This window comes from Novosphingobium oxfordense (assembly GCF_044029435.1).
In the GTDB taxonomy this organism is placed as follows: domain Bacteria; phylum Pseudomonadota; class Alphaproteobacteria; order Sphingomonadales; family Sphingomonadaceae; genus Novosphingobium.
The window spans coordinates 244,247-260,307 of sequence record NZ_CP147008.1; the positions used below are offsets into that span (position 1 = coordinate 244,247).

The following is a 16,061-nucleotide window of genomic DNA, read 5'->3' on the forward strand; positions in this document are numbered from 1 at the left end:
GGAATCCTCAGGCGATTTCGAGGGTTGTTGTCTTGAGATCGACGCTGCTGGCGCCGACCATGATATCGAACAGGCCGGGTTCCACGACTTCGCGCATGTCCTCGTTCCAGAGGCTGAAATCGTCGGGGCCGAGGGTGAACTCGATCCTGCGCGTCTCGCCGGGCTTCAGCGTGACGCGGCGGAATCCGCGCAGTTCCATCACCGGGCGGGTGACGCTGGCGGCCTGATCGTGGACATAGAGCTGCACCACTTCGTCACCTTCGCGCGCGCCGGTATTGGTCACGTCCACCGAGACGGTGACATTGCCCGAGATGCCGATGCGCGGAGCCGACAGGCCGGGCGCGCCCACGGTGAACGTGGTGTAGCTGAGCCCGAAGCCGAACGGATAGAGCGGCGCGGTCTCGGTGAAGAGATAGCCGCGCTTGGCCGAAGGCTTGTGGTTGTAGAAGAAGGGCACCTGCCCCACGTCCTTGACCACGGTGACCGGCAGCTTGGCGCCGGGATTGACGTCCCCGAACAGCGCCTCGGCCATGGCGGTGCCGCCTTCCTGGCCGAGATACCAGCATTCGAGGATGGCGTCGGCCTGCGCGGCGACGGTCGGCCACGAAGGCGGGCGGCCGTTGAGCGCGACCACGACCACGGGCTTGCCGGTGGCCTTGAGCGCGAGGAACAGCTCGTTCTGTTCGCCCAGCAGGTCAAGGTCGGTGCGGTCGCCAAGGTGGCTGCGGGCATAGCCTTCGCGGCTGGTCTGCTCGGTATCGCCGATCGCGAGCACTACCACGTCGCTGCCCTTGGCCACGTCCACGGCCTCAGCGATCAGCGCGCGGTTCTTCGCGGGGTCCGCCAGCAGCACTTCGTTGGCGGAGCGGTCCTCGCTCCGGGTGATGAACACGCCCTGCGCGAAGACGACTTCGGCCTTGCCCGCCACGCGCGCCTTGATGCCCTGCACCAGATTGACGGTGGTGCGCGGCTCGGAAGAATAGCCGCCCAGGCGGGTGACATTGGCGTTCGGGCCAATGACGGCGATGCGCTTCTGGGCACCGGCGGTCAGCGGCAGGACACCGCTGTTCTTGAGCAGGCAGATCGACTTGCGCGCCGCTTCCAGTGCCAGCGCGCGGGCTTCGGCATTGGCGGTGAGCTTGGCGGAGACCTTGGGATCGATCGGCGCTTCCTCGAACATGCCGCCGCGGAACTTCAGCGTGAGCATGTGGCGGCAGGCGGAATCGACGGCGGCAAGCGGCACCAGCCCCTTGCGGACCTGATCGGCCAGCGTGCGATAGGCCTCTCCGTCCGGCAGATCGCAATCCACGCCCGCGTGCAGGGCAAGGCGCGCCGCGCCTTCCAGATCCTTCGCGAGATGGTGGAACGTGGCCAGTTCGGGGATCGCGGCATAGTCGCTGACGATGGCCCCGTCGAAGCCCCATTCACCGCGCAGCACGTCCTGAAGCAGCCAGTGGTTGGCGTGGCTGGGGATGCCGTCGATCTCGTTGTACGAAGGCATGACCGCGCCGATGCCGGTGCGGCGCACCACTTCGCGGAACGGCGGGAAGAAGGAATCGTGCAGCTCGCGGCGGCCGAGCGGCGCCGGGGCGACGTTGTTGCCCGCCTCGGGCTGGCCGTGGCCGGTCATGTGCTTGAGCGTGGCGAAGACTTTGCCCGGGGCCAGTTCCTTGCCCTCGCCCTGAAGGCCGCGCACGGCGGCAACGCCCATCTCGCCGCAGAGATAGGGGTCTTCGCCGAAGGTTTCCTCGATACGGCCCCAGCGCGGATCGCGGGCGATATCGACCACCGGTGAAAGCGCCAGCGTGGAGCCATGGGCGCGCACTTCGCGGCCGATCACGGACTGCACGCGCTCGACCAGATCGGTGTCGAAGCTGCCCGCCATGGCGATGGCCTGCGGGAAGCTGGTCGCCTCGGGCGCCATGTAGCCGTGGAGCGATTCCTCGTGGAACAGCACCGGGATGCCAAGGCGGGTCTGCTCGCGCGCCCACTTCTGGGTGGCATTGACGAAAGCGATGGTATCGGCGGGCTTGCGCCAGCGGCCGGTGACTTCGGTGCCGGTATTGTTTGCCGTCGCCGCGCCGCCGCGGTCGGACGGGCGGGCAATCTGGCCGATGCCGTCAGGATGGTTCTTGCTGGCAAGGGCCGGATCGAAGGCGCGCGAATCGTTCATCACTTCCCGCTTGCGCGTCGACAGCGTGATGAGCTGCGCCACCTTCTCGTCCAGCGTCATGCGGGCCATCAAGTCCTTGACGCGCAAGTCGATGGGGACCTTGGGGTCCTTGTAAAGCGGCGTCGCCGCGCGCGCGGCCATAGGCATGAAAGCCAGCAACGACGCGCCCGCGCTCCAGCGTAGCAGTTCACGACGCGCTATCATGCTATGGCGACCGTCAGATGCGATTCAGCAAACGACAGACAGGTCGGAAAAACCATCTTTCTCATCCTGCATCCCGAGCCCCGTTGAGCTCATTTCCCGATCAGGCGACAAAGAGTGTTGCCTGCCCCGAACTTTATTTGGTAGCGCTATCGTGCGCGACAACGAACAAGCTTGTCAATGGCATCGGTGCGCAATTTGAATTTCGACCAACTGGTCACGATCTGGGAGACAGGGACGGGTGTTGAAGAAACGGCTTCTGACCATCGGCGCATGCGTGGCCGCATTGACGATTGGCGCGTCACCGGCCCTTGCCAACGATGGCTACAATCTCTGGCTCGCCCCCGCGGCATCGCCCAGCGGTGCGAATGTTCGCGTGATCGGGCAATCGGAAACCCTGGAGCGCGCCGCCGGCGAGCTTCGCCGGGATCTTGGTGCCTCGCCGCTTCCGATTATCCTGGCGAAAATCGACGATCCGGCACTTTCCACGCTACGCCTGCCCACCGCAGGGCTGGGCGAAGAAGGGTACATCGTACGGGCAACCAGTCTTGACGGGCATCCCGCGCTGATCGTCACCGGCAAGACTGACCGTGCCGTCCTCTACGGTGCTTTCGCGCTCATTCGCGCCCAGAAGACCGGTGCGAACCTTGCCGCCATCGACCTGCAATCGGCACCGAAGATCGGCCTGCGCGTCCTCAACCACTGGGACAATCTCGATGGTTCGGTGGAACGCGGCTATGCGGGCCAGTCCTTGTGGGACTGGTGGACGCTGCCGGATTTCAAGGATCCGCGCTATACCGATTATGCCCGCGCGAACGCCGCGCTGGGAATCAATGGAATCGTCCTCAACAACGTCAATGCCAAGCCGGAAAGCCTGACCGCACCGTATATAGCCAAGGCGGCCGCACTGGCTGACGTGTTCCGCCCATGGGGCATCCGCGTCTATCTTTCCGCACGGTTTTCCGCACCGATCGAATTGGGCCACCTCAAGACCGCCGACCCGCTGGACCCGGAAGTTCAAGCGTGGTGGAAAGCCAAGGCTGATGAAATCTATCGGGAAATTCCCGATTTCGGCGGTTTTCTTGTTAAGGCTAACAGCGAAGGACAACCCGGCCCGCGCGACTATCATCGCAGCCATGCGGACGGCGCAAACATGCTGGCCGCAGCCGTCGCGCCGCACGGCGGCATCGTGATGTGGCGCGCTTTCGTCTACGCCGAAACCGATCCGGACGACCGCGCCAAGCAGGCCTATACCGAATTCCACCCGCTGGACGGCAAGTTCGCCGACAACGTGCTGGTGCAGGTGAAGAACGGCGCCATCGATTTCCAACCGCGTGAGCCGTTCCATCCGCTGTTCGGCGCCATGCCGAAAACGCCGATGATGCTGGAACTTCAGCTGACCAAGGAATACCTCGGCTTCGCCACGCATCTCGCCTACCTCGGCCCGCTGTTCGAGGAAGTGCTGGACGCCGACACCCAGGCCAAGGGCAAAGGATCGACGGTGGCCAAAGTGGTCGACGGCTCGCTCTACGGCCACCGCCTGAGCGGCATCGCCGGTGTCGCCAATGTCGGGCGCGACCGCGACTGGTCCGGATCCACCTTCAACCAAGCCAACTGGTATGCCTTCGGCCGCCTGGCTTGGGATCCAACCCTTTCGGCGGAAAAGATCGCGCGCGAATGGGCGCAGCAGACTTTCGGCACCGATCCCCTGGTGGTCGATACGGCCGTGCGGATGATGATGTCGTCCCGCGAGGCGGTCGTGGACTACACCGGCCCATTCGGGCTTGCCCACCTCATGGGCACGGGCCACCACTACGGCCCCGGCCCGTGGATCAGCGACCTTGCCCGGCCCGAATGGAACCCGGTCTACTACCACAAGGCAGACAAGGCCGGCATCGGCTTCGACCGTACGAAGACGGGCAGCAATGCGATCGCCCAGTACGAACCCGCCGTGGCGCGAATGCTGGCCGATCCGCGCACCACTCCCGAGAGCGAATTGCTGTGGTTCCATCATCTGCCCTGGGGGTGGAAGATGAAATCCGGCCGCACGCTGTGGGAAGAAATGGTTGCCCACTACGATCGCGGCGTCGCTACCGTCGCCCAGATGCAGGCCGACTGGCAAACCGTGAAAGACAAGGTCGATGCTGAGCGCTGGCAGAAAACCGCCAGCTACCTGCAGATCCAGCATAACGAGGCCAAGTGGTGGCGCGATGCGAGTTTGGCCTACTGGATGTCCGTAAACGGTCTGCCACTACCCTCCGGCGTGGCCGCGCCCGAGCATGATCTGGCATGGTACAAGGCGCAGGAATTCCCTCTGGCTCCAGGCCACCCCCATTGATGCGCTTTTAAAAGTCCTGACGACGCAGTCCTTGTGGGCGTGCCCACAATGGTAATGCGTAACGCCCAATCAGCCCACCCGCGTCCCAAAGTTGGTGGCGGGTGGCTGATCAGGCTATTACTCGAAAACCTGTCCGGAATTAATTCCGGGCAATAGTATCAGTGCGCTTTCCACCGTCCGCAGAAATGCTAGAGAAACACCATGTCCGACAGTGAGCGCAAACGCCGCAGCGCGAAATCCCGGCAGACCGGGGCCCCGACCATTGCCGATGTGGCCGCGCTTGCGGGGGTGTCGATGATGACCGTGTCGCGGGTGATCAATTCCGAACCCAAGGTGCGCCAGACCACGCGCGATGCCGTGAACGCGGCGATCGCCCAGCTGAACTATGCGCCCAACCGCGCCGCGCGCAGCCTGGCCGGGGCATCGCAGCTGCGGCTGGGGCTGCTCTATTCGAACCCGTCGGAAGCCTTTCTCAGCGCCTTCATCGTCGGCAGTCTGGAGGAGGCCGGGCGGTCGGACGTGCAGATCATCGTCCAGAAAGTGGAGGACGGAGAGGATCTGGGCCTCGCTGCCGAACGCATGGTGGCGGGCGGCATCCACGGCGTGATCCTGCCGCCGCCGCTGAACGAGGCGAGCGAGGTGCTTGCCATCCTGCGCAAGGCAGACATGCCGACCGTGGCCGTGAGCACGGCGACCCCGCACGAGGGGATCGCCACGATCATGATCGACGACCGCAGCGCTGCGCGCGAATTGACGGCACATCTGATCGACCTGGGCCATCGCCGCATCGGCTTCATCGCCGGCCATCCCGACCTTTCGGCCAGCGGCGCGCGCCGCGAAGGCTATCGCGAGGCGTTGGAAGAAGCGGGCATCGCTTTCGACGAGGCGCTGGTGGCGCAGGGCTACTTTACCTACCGCTCCGGCCTCGACGCGGCGGAAGAACTGCTTTCGCTGGAGGATCAGCCCTCGGCGATCTTCGCCAGCAATGACGACATGGCTGCCGCCACCGTCGCCATCGCACATCGGCGCGGGCTGGACGTGCCGGGCGACCTGACCGTCTGCGGGTTCGACGATGTGGCGCTGGCGACGACGATCTGGCCCGAACTGACGACGATCCATCAGCCGATCGTGGAGATGAGCCGCCGCGCGGTGGAACTGCTCGTCACCCTGCTGCGCAACAAGCGCAAGGCCGAGATCGGCGAGCAGCGGATCGAGATCGAATACAGGCTGGTGCGCCGCCAGTCCGATGCCGCGCCGCGCCGCCGGCCGGTGCTGCATCGTCCTGTATCCAATTACAATTGACCATTGAAAGCCCGGCGTCAGATCGTCCGTGACGTCGATTTGAAGGTGGGCACCTGCGCGCTACCCGGCAGCAGCGCGGCCGGGTAGCGCCATGCTCAGCGCCACCCGGCGTCGACGAAATAGTCGTGGCCGGTGCACATGCGCGCGCCGTCGGAGCTGAGGAACAGCACCAGCGCGGCGACGTCCTGCGGCACGATGCGGCCCGGCAGGCACTGCGCGGCCACGATCTCGGCCTCACCCTCGGGCGTGTACCACTTTTCCTGGCGCGGGGTTTTCACATTGCCGGGAACGATGGTGTTGACGCGGATGTTGTCGCCGCCCAGATCGCGCGCAAGGCTGCGGGTCAGGCCGGAAATCGCCGCCTTGGTGGTCTGGTAGAGCACCAGATCGGGCAGCGCGAGGTGCCAGGAGATCGAACCGAAGTTCACGATCACGCCGCCGCCGGCCGCGCGCATTGCGGGCGCCACGGCCTGTGCGGCGAAGAACAGATGGCGCAGATTGACGTTCATGCGCTCTTCCCAGAACGCCGGCGTCACGTCCTCGATCTGGTGGCGATCGTCGTTGGCGGCATTGTTGACCAGCACGTCGATGCCGCCCAGTTCGGCGACGATCGCCGGGATCGCGGTGCGCACAGCATCGACGTCGACAAGGTCGAGCCGGCGATAGATCGGTGCATGGCGCGCGCCCTGCGACAGGCGGGCGGCCAGTTCCTCACCCTCGGCATCCTGGATATCGACGAAGACGACTTGCGCGCCCTGCGCCACGAAGCCTTCGACCAGGCCGGCACCGATGCCGGTGGCGCCGCCGGTGATGATCACGCGGCGGTCCTGCAGGTCGGGGTAGACGGCGCTCAGCGCGCCGGGAGAAGTCTGAGTGAGCATAGTGTTATCAGCGACAGAAACGTTCATTGCCACTCTAATCCTTCGGCGGTGTGGTAGCGTTATCTATAAACCGCTCTTGGCCGTCAAGATGGCCTTGCAGAGGCTTCTTCGAAGCATAGATGAGCCGACAGGAAAAGATGCCCGAAGCGCAGCGCGTGCATACCAAGCCGCGAATAGCATCGCGCTCGCATCAGCACCTATCATCGCCTCGACCATTCCGCTGGACAAACCGCCCGCCAGACGAAATTGATTGCACCGGCTTTATGCTAGCGCTACCCCATTATAACAAAATGGGAGAGTTACGTGGCGATCAAGCATTGGATACCAGCAGCAGCGATTTTGTCGACGCTTGCCGCAGGCTGTGGACCGCAGGCAAATGCCGATGCCGAAAGCGACAAGGGACCGCGTCCCGCTTCGGACTACCTTTCGCAGCCGCTGGTGAAGGACATCTACACCGCTGACCCTTCGGCACATGTCTGGAATGGCAAGATATACGTCTATCCCAGCCATGACATCGACGGGCCCACGCCTGAAGACGATCTCGGCAGCCATTTCGAGATGCGGGACTATCATATCCTCTCGATGGACAAGATCGGCGGCCCGGTCACCGTTGGGCCGGTCGCGCTGGACGTATCGGCGGTTCCCTGGGCGGAAAAGCAGATGTGGGCGCCGGATGCCGCGTTCAAAAACGGCACTTACTACCTTTATTTCCCCGCCAAGGACCATCAGGGCGCGTTCCGCATCGGCGTGGCCACCTCGAAGAATCCGATGGGGCCGTTCAAGGCGCAACCCAAGCCGATCGACGGCAGCTATTCGATCGATCCGGCCGTATTTACCGATGATGACGGCGCCAGCTACATGTACTTCGGTGGCATCTGGGGCGGCCAGTTGCAGCGCAACGTCAACGGCAGCTACGATCCCGATGGCTCAAAGACCGATCTGAAGCAGGACGACAAGCCGGCGATTGCACCTCGCGTCGCCAAGATGACCGGCGACATGCTGGAATTTTCCGAAAAGCCGCGCCCGATCCAGATTCTGGACAAGAGCGGAAACCCCATTCTTGGTGGCGATCACGACAGGCGCTTCTTCGAAGCCTCGTGGATGCACAAGTACAAGGGCAAATACTACTTCAGCTATTCCACCGGCGACACGCATTACCTCGCCTATGCGACTGGCGATTCCCCCTATGGCCCGTTCGTTTACCAAGGCCGCATTCTTGAGCCGGTAGAGGGCTGGACCACGCATCATTCCATCGTGGAGTGGAACGGGAAATGGTGGATCTTCTACGCCGATTCGCAGTTGTCTGGCCAGACGCGACTGCGCAACGTGAAGGTGACCGAGCTGCACTACAATCCCGATGGGACCATCCAGACGATCAACCCATTCAAGTCCGATTCCAAGTCCGGTACAGGTTCTCACTGAACCGAAATTTGGATCCGATACAACGATACCATGAATGCCTCGCCCCTCCGGCGAGGCATTCATGCCCTACATGTGCGGACAGCTTAGGCCAGGGACAGGTTTCTGAACGCAGGAATGTCGACCAGTCCTGCAACAACGTCCAAACCGATCCCATTTGAAGGGGGCCGCCCCCTAAATTGCCAATTCCCTTTTCAGCACCTTTCCTGCTGCATTCAATGGCAAGTGCGGCACTAAGACAAAGCTGCGCGGGACTTTATAGTTCGCCATGTGCGTGCGCGACCATGAGGTTAACTCCTCCACGGTCAACGTCGCATCATTCCGGGCGACGATATACGCCCGGCCTACTTCGCCCATGCGCTCGTCAGCGATCCCCACTACCGCCGCCTGTGCGACGTCTGGATGCGCATTGAGAAGCTTTTCCACTTCGGCCGGATAGACGTTGAATCCGCCCGAGATGAACATGTCCTTCTTGCGGTCGGTGATCGCCAGATAGCCGCGCACGTCGATGGTGCCGATGTCGCCGGTGTGCAGCCAGCCCTCGCCGTCGATCGCCTCCGCCGTGGCGCCCGGATCGTCGAGATAACCGCGCATCACCGCATGGCCCCGCACCAGGATCTCCCCCGCCTCGCCCGGCGGCATATCTTGCCCCGCATCGTCGATGCAGCGAACCTCGATGCCCGGCAGCGGATAGCCGCAAGTATGCGCGATCGTCTCGGCATCGTCGCCTTGCCGGGTCATCGCGATGGCCCCGCACTCCGTCATCCCATAGCCGTTGACCACGTTCGACATGCCCAGTTCGCCGCGCATCCGCTCCACCAGCACCGGCGGCACGGGCGCCGCGCCGGTCACCGCAACCCGCAGTGAAGAGAAATCGCGCGGCCTATCCCCCGCCAGTTCCTGCAAGAGCGACTGGTAGATCGTCGGCGGGCCGGGGATGAAGCTGATCTTCGCGGTCTCGATCAGGCCTACCATCTCGCCCACGTCGAATGTAGCCATCGGCACGATGGTCGCGCCGCGCAGCAGACAGGGCACCCACCCCGCCTTGTAGCCGAAGGTATGGAAGAACGGGTTGACGATCAGGTAGCGATCACCCTCTCGCAAGTCGACGCGGACGGACCAGTCGCCGAAGATCTGGATCGCCTGCCGATGCGCGGTCAGTGCGCCCTTGGGCCGGCCGGTGGTGCCGGAGGTGAAGATCACGTCGCTGATGTGATCCCCCGTCAGGCGCGCCATCGCGACATCGACTGCCGGGTCTTCCGCGCCGCTACCCCGCGCGACGAAGGCATCCCAGCCGCTGTCGATGCGGACCGTTTCGGCGAGGTCAGGCAGATCCTCACCCGCGATCAGGTCCGCAAAGTCCTGCCCCAGGAAATCGCCCGGCGCGAACAGCATCCGCACCTTGGCACGGCGCAGGATCTCTCCCGCCTCCGTACCCTTGAAGCGGGTGTTGAGCGGCACCACGGTCGCCCCGGCGACATGCGTCGCCAGCGCGGCAAGGATCCATTCGCGCGTGTTGGGTGCCCAGATCGCCACGCGGTCGCCCTGGCCCACGCCGCTTGCCATGATGGCGGAGGCTGCGGCGCGGGCATCGGTCCATAGCTCGGCGAAAGTCCATTGCCGATCGCCCACGATCAGCCCGGCGCGATCCGGCCAGCGCGCGGCCGCCGCAGCCGCTGCGCCGGGGATCGTCTCTGGCCAGATTCCCATCTCTTCCGTCATGCCAGCGTAGTCCTCAGGCCAGTTCGAACAGGCCGGCAGCGCCCATGCCGCCCGCCACGCACATGGAGACGACGACGTATTTCACGCCGCGCCGCTTGCCCTCGATCAGCGCATGGCCGACGAGACGCGAACCGGTCATCGCAAACGGATGCCCGATGGCGATGCCGCCGCCATTGACGTTCAGCTTGTCCGGATCGATGCCCAGCTCGCGCTGGCAATAGATCGCCTGGCTGGCGAAGGCCTCGTTGATCTCCCAAAGGCCGATGTCATCGATCTTCAGGCCATTGCGTTCGAGCAGCTTGGGGATCGCGAAGACCGGGCCGATGCCCATCTCGTCCGCCCCGCAGCCCGCGACCTGGAAACCGCGATAGAGACCCAGCACCGGCACCCCTTCCTTCTGCGCCGTCGCAAGATCCATGACGATCTGTGCCGATGCGCCGTCCGAAAGCTGGCTGGCATTGCCTGCCGTCACGTGGCGGCCTTCCTTCACGACCTCCCCGTTCTTGAACACCGGCTTCAATTCGCTCAGCTTCTCGAACGTCGTGCCGGCGCGGATGCCTTCGTCCTTTGCTAGCAGGACTTCTTCCTTGCCGGTTTCGTTGCCCTCCTTGTCGAACAGCGCCTTGGTGACCGCTATCGGCTCAATCTCGGCATCGAAGCGCCCTGCTTCCTGCGCGGCGGCGGCACGCTGCTGGCTGAGCGCGGCGAAACGGTCCTGATCCTCACGGCTGACGCCGTAGCGATCGGCCACGATCTCTGCCGTCTCGATCATCGCCATGTAGGCGTAGGGATCGTGCTCCTTCACCCATTCCGAACGGTTGCGGAAGTTGGGATAGTGCTTGTCGATCGTTAGCGAGACGTTCTCGGTGCCACCCGAAAGCGCCACGTCGATCTCACCGGCGATGATGCCCCGCGCCGCGAAGGCCAGCGCGTTCAGGCCGCTGGAGCACTTGCGGTCCATCGCGAAACCGGCAGTGGTGTCCGGCAGGACCGAACCGTGCACGGCAAGGCGGCCGATGTTGTAGCTTTGCGTGTTCCACTGGTTCGCGCAGCCCATGTAGACGTCGTCCACGCGGGCGGGATCGATCCCGGCGCGGGCGATGGCGGCATTCACGACATGGGCGGCCATGCGCGGCGCCTCGGTATCGTTGAACGCCCCGCGATAGGCCTTGCCGACGCCGGTGCGGGCCGTGGAAATGATGGCGGCTTCGCGCATTGTCTCGATATCCTCTCAGGTAAATCCGTGCATGTTTTCAGGGCCCCAGAAGGCCCGCATCTCGACGACCTTTCCGGCATCGTCGAAGCGGAAGCTGTCGATCACGTCGATCCGCTTGGCCCCGCCCTCCCATTCAAGATGGACGGAAAAGGCGAAGACCGCATAGTCGGCCACCACCCGCACCGGCCCTTCCAGCGCCAGCTTCGCGCCGGTCGCCATCGATCCCGTGTAGAAGGCATGGATCGCGGCCAACCCTTCGTGGATGGGCGATCCGACGGGGTCCTCGACAGTGGCATTATCGGCAAAGAGCGCGGCAACGCGATCGGCGCTGCCGGCGGAGAAGGCCGCCACGTATTCGTGCACGGCGGCTTCCATATGCTTGGGATCAGGCATCCTTCTCTCCTTACGGGTAGTATCGGCTGATGGTGTCGATCACGAGCGCGGGCTTGTCGCCGCCCTCCACCTCGACGGTGACGCGCAGGGTCGATTGCACCGCGCCCTTTATCTCCTCGACCGCGACGATCTCTCCGCGCGCGCGCAGTCGCGATCCGACTAGGACCGGAGCGAGAAAGCGTGTGCGGTCCATCCCGACGTTCACACCGGCGGAGAACCCACGCACCTCTATCATCTGCGGCAGGAACATGTTGACGAGGCTGAGCGTCAGGTAGCCGTGGACGATCGTGCCGCCGAACGGCCCTGCCTTCGCGCGCTCGACATCGACGTGAATCCACTGGTCGTCGCCGGTCACTTCGGCGAAGCGATCGACCCGGTCCTGATCGACCAAAAACCAGTCGGTCGGCCCCAGTTGCGTGCCTTCCGCGCCGATGAGCGTGGCAGGCGTTTCGAAAATGGCAGGCCCGCTCATGCGCGCTGGCTCGACACCGGCACGATCTCTCCGGTCATGTAGGAGGACAGATCACTGGCCAGGAACAGCATCACGTTCGCCACTTCCCAGACTTCCGCCGGGCGCCCGTACGCTTCACGCTTGACCAGTTCGGCCAGTGTTTCTTCGGTCGTCACTTTGGCAAGGAAGGGGTGCATGGCAAGGCTGGGCGCCACCGCGTTGATGCGCACGCCGTGCTCTGCCGCCTCCATCGCGGCACAACGCGTGAAGGCCATGACGCCCGCCTTGGCGGCGGCATAGTGTGCCTGCCCCTTCTGTGCGCGCCAGCCGAGCACGGAGGCGTTGTTGACCATTACGCCTTTGTTGGCCGCATACATCACCGGCAGAAACGCGCGGGTCATGCGGAACAGCGACGTCAGCGTCACGTCCAACACGCGGCTCCACCGGTCGTCGGTCATATCGACCACGTCGACCTCGCCGCCCAGCCCGGCGTTGTTGATCAGCACGTCCACCGAGCCGAGCCGCGATACCGCCGCATCGCGCAGCGCCTGCACCTGCTCCTCGACGGTCACGTCGCAGACGAACGTTTCGGGCCGCGCGCATCCCACTTCGGCGGCAATGCGGTCGGCGGCCTCGCCAAGGCGGCGCTCATGAAAATCGCTGATCAGCACGCGCGCGCCCTCCTCGGCGGCACGCTTGGCGACGGCAAAGCCGATGCCGGTGCCGGCGGCGGCCGTGACCACCACGGTGCGGTCCTTCAGAAGCCCGAGGGGCGCGGGATAGGCAGGAACGGGAACGGTCACAGGTCACCTCTGGGTTCTTTGGGCAAGCCGAGGCCGCGCTCGGCGATCAGGTTGCGCTGGATTTGATTGGTGCCGCCGTAGATCGTGTCCGAGCGGCTGAAGAGGAACAGGTTGGGCAGCATCGGCCATTCGTAGGCATGGCCCGGCGCGATCTCGCCCGCCTGGCCAAGGACATCCATGGCCAGTTCCCCCAGGTTGCGGCGCCAGGTGGCCCACTGGATCTTGTAAGTGAGCGCGGCGCCGTCGATGGCGGAATGATCGGCGTTGGAGAGCATCCGCAGCGCGCCGTAGCGCATGAGGCGAAGGCCGATCTCCGCCTCCGCCACGCGCTGGCGGATTACAGGATCAAGGTCTTTTCCATTGGCGCGTGCGGCAGCGATGATGCCGTCCAACTCGTTGCGAAAGCCCATCTGCTGGGCCAGCGTCGATACGCCCCGCTCGAAGGCGAGCAGGCCCATGGCCACGCGCCAGCCGTCGCCGGGCGTGCCGATCAGGCTGTCCGCCGGGCAGCGCGCGTCGGTCAGGAAGGTTTCGTTGAACTCCGCCTCACCGTTCATCTGGCGGATCGGGCGAACTTCGATACCCGGCTGATCCATTTCCATCATCAGGAAGGTCAGGCCTTTGGGCCCTTTCGATCCTTCCTCGCTGCGGGCGATGACGAAGATCCAGTCGGAAAAATGGGCAAGGCTGGTCCAGACCTTCTGCCCGTTGACCACCCATTCCCCTCGTCCATCTGCAGCGCCGTCCAGCCGCGCCTTGGTGCGCACGTTTGCAAGATCCGATCCGGCATTGGGTTCGGAATAGCCCTGGCACCAGATCGCGGTGCCATCGGCGATGCCGGGCAGAAAACGCGCCTTCTGCTCCTCCGTCCCGAAAGCAAGGATCGTCGGCCCGGCGAGTTCGACGCCGATGTGGTTGATGCGGCCCGGCGCCCCGGCGCGGGCATATTCCTCCGCGAAAATCACCTGCTGCGCCAGTGTCGCGCCGCGGCCGCCCCATTGCTCGGGCCAGCCGATGCAGGACCATTTGTGCGCGGCCAGTTGCTGTTCCCACTCGCGCCGACGCTTGACCTTGGAGACGAGGTTGGGAATGCCGCGAATATCCGCGAACGGACCCGCCATCTGCGCCTGCAGCCATGCGGCGCATTCGCTGCGAAAGGCCTCGTCCGCCTTCGAAAAGCCCAATTTCATGCGGGTTCTCCCATGACGAGGCGCGCCACTTCCTCACGGTGCCACTGGCTGTCGCCGTAGAGCGTGGCGATCGATCGGGCGCGCTTGAAGAAGAGGTGCGCGTCATGCTCCCAGGTGAAGCCAATCCCGCCGTGAAGCTGGATCATATTGCCCGCGCACATGCAGTAGGTGTCAGCGCAGAACGCCTTGGCGGCATGGAGCGCCAACCCGGCTTCCTCGGCCTGCTCGTCCACCGCGCAGGCTGCCCAGTATACGGCGGAGCGGGCCTGCTCGATCTCCACCATCATGTCTGCAAGGCGGTGCTTGTAGGCCTGGAACGAGCCGATCGGCCGGCCGAACTGGACGCGCTCCTTGGCGTATTCAACCGTGCGATCGAGGCTGGCCTGCGCCCCGCCCAAGGCTTCGGCGGCTAGGCAGATCCAACCCGCAGCCTGAAGACCTTCGATAGCGGCCGCGCCATTTTCCAACACTTCGGCGGGTGTGCTCTCAAGCGTCACCGTCGCGAGCGGACGCGTCTGGTCCATGGTGACGTGTGCAGTGCGGGTAACCCCTTCGCCGCTCAGGTCGACCAGCCAAGCCTGTCCGCCAGCGTGAAGCAGCAGGACATCGGCCATCGCACCATGCGGAAGATAGGGAGTCGTGCCGCTGACGGCACCATCCGCCACCTCGAAAGCGGCATCCCATGCGGCCATCGCGATCAGTTCTCCGGCGGCAAGGCGCGGCAGCCATTCGGCCTTCTGCGCTTCCGATCCGCCGCGCACGAGGGCTTCGGTCAGCATGGCATGGCCCAGCAGCGGCAGCGCGGCGACTTGCGCCCCTGCCGCCTCCGCAACCACGGCCAGTTCCACCATGCCAAGCCCGGCCCCGCCGAAGTCCTCAGGGATGCCGATCCCAGCAAGCCCCAGTTCCCCGGCAAAGGCGGACCACAACGCGCGGTCGATACCGTCACTTTCCATCGCCGCGCGCGTGCGCTCGCTGGTGGCGTTTTCGGCGAAAAACGCGCGGACGGTCTCCGCGATCATCACCTGTTCGTCGGTCAGGGCAAATTCCATCGCGCCGTCTCCCTCAGGCGCCCCAGACCTTGCGCGGCGCAGCGCGCTCGGCCAGCAGGCGGTCCACTTCCGCGCCCACCTGCGAAGGCTGCCAGCGCGCCGCCTGATCGACGAAGGGCCCTTCGCGCCAGCCCTGCTCGATCATGATCTTACCGCCTTCCAATTCGAAGACGCAGCCGGTGACATGCGCGCTTTCGGCCGATCCCAGCCACACCACGGTGGAGGCGACGTTCGCTGGGTCCATCACGTCGAACGCGGCTTCCTGCGTCGCCATCTTGTCGGCAAAGGCCTGCTCGGTCATGCGCGTGCGAGCCGAGGGTGCCAGCGCATTGGCGGTGATGCCATAGCGGCCCAGTTCCGCCGCCTGCACCAGCGTCAGCGCCGCAATTCCGCCCTTTGCGGTCGAGTAGGCGGCCTGCGCGATCGAGCCCTGCAGGCCCGCGCCGGACGAAGTGTTGATGATCCGCGCATCGACCGGCTTGCCCGCCTTCTGCTGGCCGCGCCAGTAGTCCACCGCGTGGCGCGAAAGGCAGAAATGGCCGCGCAAGTGGACATGCATGGTCGCATCCCACTCTTCCAGCGTCGCCGAGACGAACATGCGATCGCGCACGATCCCGGCGTTGTTGACCACGACATGAAGGTCCCCGAACGCGTCCAGAGCGGCACCTACGATGCGCTGGGCGGCTTCCCAGTCGGTAATGTCCTCGTAATTGGCCACGGCCTTGCCGCCGGCGGCGCGAATTTCCCCCACCACGCCGTCGGCCGCGCTGGTATCGCGCCCGTCACCGCCCAGCGAGGTGCCGATGTCGTTGACGACGACGTTGGCCCCCTCCGCCGCGAAGGCGATTGCGTAGGCCCGGCCCAGGCCGCGCGCGGCGCCGGTGATGATGACGGTACGGTTGTCGCAGATACCCACGAAA

At 64.7% G+C, this 16,061-nt stretch carries 13 protein-coding genes; 3 read left to right on the top strand and 10 right to left on the bottom strand.

Annotated features, from left to right (window positions below; all coding sequences use genetic code 11):
- Positions 1-7: 7 nt before the first annotated feature.
- Entirely contained in the window at positions 8-2,377 is a 2,370-nt protein-coding gene (locus WBP07_RS24060; protein ID WP_395397607.1) for a glycoside hydrolase family 3 N-terminal domain-containing protein, read from the bottom strand.
- 238 nt (positions 2,378-2,615) lie between these two features.
- Between WBP07_RS24060 and WBP07_RS24065 the strand changes: the two genes are divergently transcribed.
- Positions 2,616-4,712, top strand: a complete 2,097-nt coding sequence (locus tag WBP07_RS24065; RefSeq protein WP_395397608.1) for an alpha-glucuronidase family glycosyl hydrolase — start codon at positions 2,616-2,618, stop codon at positions 4,710-4,712.
- Between the two features lie 201 nt (positions 4,713-4,913).
- Positions 4,914-6,014 (top strand): LacI family DNA-binding transcriptional regulator, encoded by a 1,101-nt coding sequence (locus WBP07_RS24070; protein WP_395397609.1) that lies wholly within the window; start codon positions 4,914-4,916, stop codon positions 6,012-6,014.
- A 95-nt stretch (positions 6,015-6,109) separates the two neighbouring features.
- On the opposite strand, the gene WBP07_RS24075 is transcribed toward WBP07_RS24070, so the two are convergent.
- Complete coding sequence (locus WBP07_RS24075; RefSeq protein WP_395397610.1) at positions 6,110-6,895, bottom strand: SDR family NAD(P)-dependent oxidoreductase; 786 nt, start codon at positions 6,893-6,895, stop codon at positions 6,110-6,112.
- Between the two features lie 339 nt (positions 6,896-7,234).
- Here WBP07_RS24075 and WBP07_RS24080 point away from each other — a divergent pair, with 339 nt between their 5' ends.
- On the top strand, positions 7,235-8,317 hold the full coding sequence (locus WBP07_RS24080; RefSeq protein WP_395398235.1) for a glycoside hydrolase family 43 protein: 1,083 nt from the start codon (positions 7,235-7,237) through the stop codon (positions 8,315-8,317).
- A 171-nt stretch (positions 8,318-8,488) separates the two neighbouring features.
- On the opposite strand, the gene WBP07_RS24085 is transcribed toward WBP07_RS24080, so the two are convergent.
- Genes WBP07_RS24085 through WBP07_RS24120 form a run of 8 tightly spaced genes read right to left on the bottom strand, consistent with a single transcriptional unit; the run spans position 8,489 to position 16,057 of the window.
- Complete coding sequence (locus WBP07_RS24085) at positions 8,489-10,036, bottom strand: FadD3 family acyl-CoA ligase (RefSeq protein ID WP_395397611.1); 1,548 nt, start codon at positions 10,034-10,036, stop codon at positions 8,489-8,491.
- A gap of 13 nt (positions 10,037-10,049) precedes the next feature.
- Positions 10,050-11,252 (bottom strand): acetyl-CoA C-acyltransferase, encoded by a 1,203-nt coding sequence (locus WBP07_RS24090; RefSeq protein ID WP_395397612.1) that lies wholly within the window; start codon positions 11,250-11,252, stop codon positions 10,050-10,052.
- A 15-nt stretch (positions 11,253-11,267) separates the two neighbouring features.
- The gene (locus WBP07_RS24095) at positions 11,268-11,645 is read right to left on the bottom strand and encodes a steroid Delta-isomerase (protein ID WP_395397613.1); all 378 of its coding nucleotides are present in this window, start codon (positions 11,643-11,645) and stop codon (positions 11,268-11,270) included.
- A 10-nt stretch (positions 11,646-11,655) separates the two neighbouring features.
- On the bottom strand, positions 11,656-12,117 hold the full coding sequence (locus WBP07_RS24100) for a MaoC family dehydratase (RefSeq protein ID WP_395397614.1): 462 nt from the start codon (positions 12,115-12,117) through the stop codon (positions 11,656-11,658).
- Positions 12,114-12,899, bottom strand: a complete 786-nt coding sequence (locus WBP07_RS24105; protein WP_395397615.1) for an SDR family oxidoreductase — start codon at positions 12,897-12,899, stop codon at positions 12,114-12,116. The genes WBP07_RS24100 and WBP07_RS24105 overlap by 4 nt, the downstream gene beginning before the upstream one ends.
- Entirely contained in the window at positions 12,896-14,089 is a 1,194-nt protein-coding gene (locus WBP07_RS24110; protein ID WP_395397616.1) for an acyl-CoA dehydrogenase family protein, read from the bottom strand. Before WBP07_RS24110 ends, WBP07_RS24105 begins: the two co-directional genes overlap by 4 nt.
- Entirely contained in the window at positions 14,086-15,141 is a 1,056-nt protein-coding gene (locus WBP07_RS24115) for an acyl-CoA dehydrogenase family protein (protein WP_395397617.1), read from the bottom strand. The genes WBP07_RS24110 and WBP07_RS24115 overlap by 4 nt, the downstream gene beginning before the upstream one ends.
- 13 nt (positions 15,142-15,154) lie before the next feature.
- Positions 15,155-16,057: an SDR family oxidoreductase gene (locus tag WBP07_RS24120; protein WP_395397618.1), complete on the bottom strand. Its 903-nt coding sequence runs from the start codon at positions 16,055-16,057 to the stop codon at positions 15,155-15,157.
- Positions 16,058-16,061 lie beyond the last annotated feature (4 nt).

What these genes read in the sequence shown, in the direction of transcription:
- WBP07_RS24060 (WP_395397607.1), bottom strand. Translation starts at nt 2,377, where the DNA reads ATGATAGCGCGTCGTGAACTGCTACGCTGGAGCGCGGGCGCGTCGTTG.
- WBP07_RS24070 (WP_395397609.1), top strand. Translation starts at nt 4,914, where the DNA reads ATGTCCGACAGTGAGCGCAAACGCCGCAGCGCGAAATCCCGGCAGACC.
- WBP07_RS24075 (WP_395397610.1), bottom strand. Translation starts at nt 6,895, where the DNA reads ATGCTCACTCAGACTTCTCCCGGCGCGCTGAGCGCCGTCTACCCCGAC.
- WBP07_RS24085 (WP_395397611.1), bottom strand. Translation starts at nt 10,036, where the DNA reads ATGACGGAAGAGATGGGAATCTGGCCAGAGACGATCCCCGGCGCAGCG.
- WBP07_RS24090 (WP_395397612.1), bottom strand. Translation starts at nt 11,252, where the DNA reads ATGCGCGAAGCCGCCATCATTTCCACGGCCCGCACCGGCGTCGGCAAG.
- WBP07_RS24095 (WP_395397613.1), bottom strand. Translation starts at nt 11,645, where the DNA reads ATGCCTGATCCCAAGCATATGGAAGCCGCCGTGCACGAATACGTGGCG.
- WBP07_RS24100 (WP_395397614.1), bottom strand. Translation starts at nt 12,117, where the DNA reads ATGAGCGGGCCTGCCATTTTCGAAACGCCTGCCACGCTCATCGGCGCG.
- WBP07_RS24110 (WP_395397616.1), bottom strand. Translation starts at nt 14,089, where the DNA reads ATGAAATTGGGCTTTTCGAAGGCGGACGAGGCCTTTCGCAGCGAATGC.
- WBP07_RS24115 (WP_395397617.1), bottom strand. Translation starts at nt 15,141, where the DNA reads ATGGAATTTGCCCTGACCGACGAACAGGTGATGATCGCGGAGACCGTC.